At 65.8% G+C, this 1,624-nt stretch carries 1 protein-coding gene and 1 pseudogene; one reads left to right on the top strand and one right to left on the bottom strand.

Translation table 11 applies throughout. The annotated features are described in order from the left end of the window. A pseudogene (locus WCB02_RS26495) lies at positions 1-380 on the top strand (tetratricopeptide repeat protein); the annotation flags it as partial. Positions 381-1,232: 852 nt separating this feature from the next. Here the strand turns inward: WCB02_RS26495 and WCB02_RS26490 are convergent. Then, a complete protein-coding gene (locus WCB02_RS26490) occupies positions 1,233-1,595 on the bottom strand; it encodes a hypothetical protein (RefSeq protein ID WP_423962718.1) in 363 nt (120 codons plus the stop codon). Positions 1,596-1,624: the final 29 nt, after the last annotated feature.

Genomic DNA, 1,624 nt, shown 5'->3' with positions numbered 1-1,624 from the left:
TGCGGGCGTTCGCGGCCATCGACATCTCGCTCGATCCGTTTCCGGCGAACGGCGGCATCTCGACCTGGGAATCGCTCTATATGGGCGTTCCCGTCATCGCCAAGCTCGGTCGCGCCACCGCGGCGCGTGTGGCCGGCGCCATCCTGAAGGCGATCGGTCTCGACGACTGGGTCGCTGACGACGACGACGGCTATGTCGCGATCGCGCGCAAATTTGCCGCGATGCCGGCTCATCTGGCGACACTGCGGGCGCAATTGCCGGCCATGATCGCGGCCTCGCCCGCCGGCAATAGCAGGGCCTACACGGAGCGGGTCGAGGCCGGCTACCGGCAGTTCTGGCGGGAGTATTGTGCGAAGACATCGGGCGCGGGCTCGGGTTAGCGCCCAGGGCCCGTGCCGCCGCCGCCCGAAATGGCATCTCGCTGGCGGATGCGAGCCTCCGGGTCCGCTGGTCCCTTAAGCAACGGGAATCTCGATACTGCCCCTGCGTGTCTGTCTTGGGCGAAGGTACCCTTCGCTTGAAACGCGCGACGCGATAAGCTCGGGCTCCAGCGTCACGGAACCAATTCCCAGCAAGCGTAGGCCGGATGAGCGCAGCAACATCCGGGGTTCATTTGCGCTGATCCCGCATATCGCTACGCTCATGCGGACTACTCGCTGAGCCGGCGACGCTTCGATCGACGTGAGGATTCAGCAACGCCCGTAACGGGTTCTCCGTTCCACGCAAAAGCCGCCATTCACTGCTGTCGGCGGATGGTCTCGGACTGCGCCAAAATCGCCATTGCCGAACCAGATCAGGTCGGACTTGACGATGCCGACGATCCATTGCGGGTAGCTGGCGGCCCAATCGCTGGCCCACGGCGATCGCGTCGTGGCAATCGCTGTACCAGCCGTCGAAGGCTGCGGCGTCGTCTTCGGCGGTGGCGCCGCTGTCGGGGCGCATATCTGATGACGGCCCAGGATTGCTGGGCAACGGAAGCTGCGGTCTGGGGCTGCATGGGCGGTTTCCTTGTTTGCAGACGGTGGCGAGCGGACGCAACGTCAGCGCAGCGCCCACGAGGCGCGGAGCGGTGTTGCGGAAGCGGGTGCCCTGGGATGCGCGCGCGAGGAGGCGCAGCCAGCGCAACCAATCTCTCAGGGGCATGTTGCATGGTTGCGGAGTGAGCGAACCGCCGCCAAGTGCGCAATCAAACTGCAATGGTTGCGGCTGGTTGCGCCTGGTTGCGGTCGTGATCATGGCATCCACACCCATTCGCGATCGAACCCGATCAGGCCGCGGTCGCGCAGCCGGCTGAGGCCATTGGACAGTTCGGCGCTCCAGCAGCGCTCGCCCGCGCCATCCTGCCAGGCGGCCGTTTGCAGGTCTCTTTTCAGGTCGTTGCGGCCGGCTGTGCGAAGGCCCTGGGGGACTGCGGTGCTGTCCGGCGTCGTGATCCCGGCCTCGTCGATCGCGCGGCTGATGATCCTGAGCGGTTCGCCAGCCACGCCTTTGGGCGGCGCGTTGCCTTTGCTTGCGCGTGGTTGCGCGCCGCCCGGCTCGGACAGAATTTCGACGACGCATGTGGTGTTTTCCACAGCTTGCGGAGGGGTGCGCAACCATCCGCAATGGTTGCGCTCAAATCGAA

Origin of the sequence: Bradyrhizobium sp. (genome assembly GCF_049581145.1) — a bacterium.
Lineage (GTDB): Bacteria > Pseudomonadota > Alphaproteobacteria > Rhizobiales > Xanthobacteraceae > Bradyrhizobium.
The sequence above is the reverse complement of the archived record's forward strand: the minus strand, read 5'-3'. Positions and strand labels throughout refer to the sequence as shown.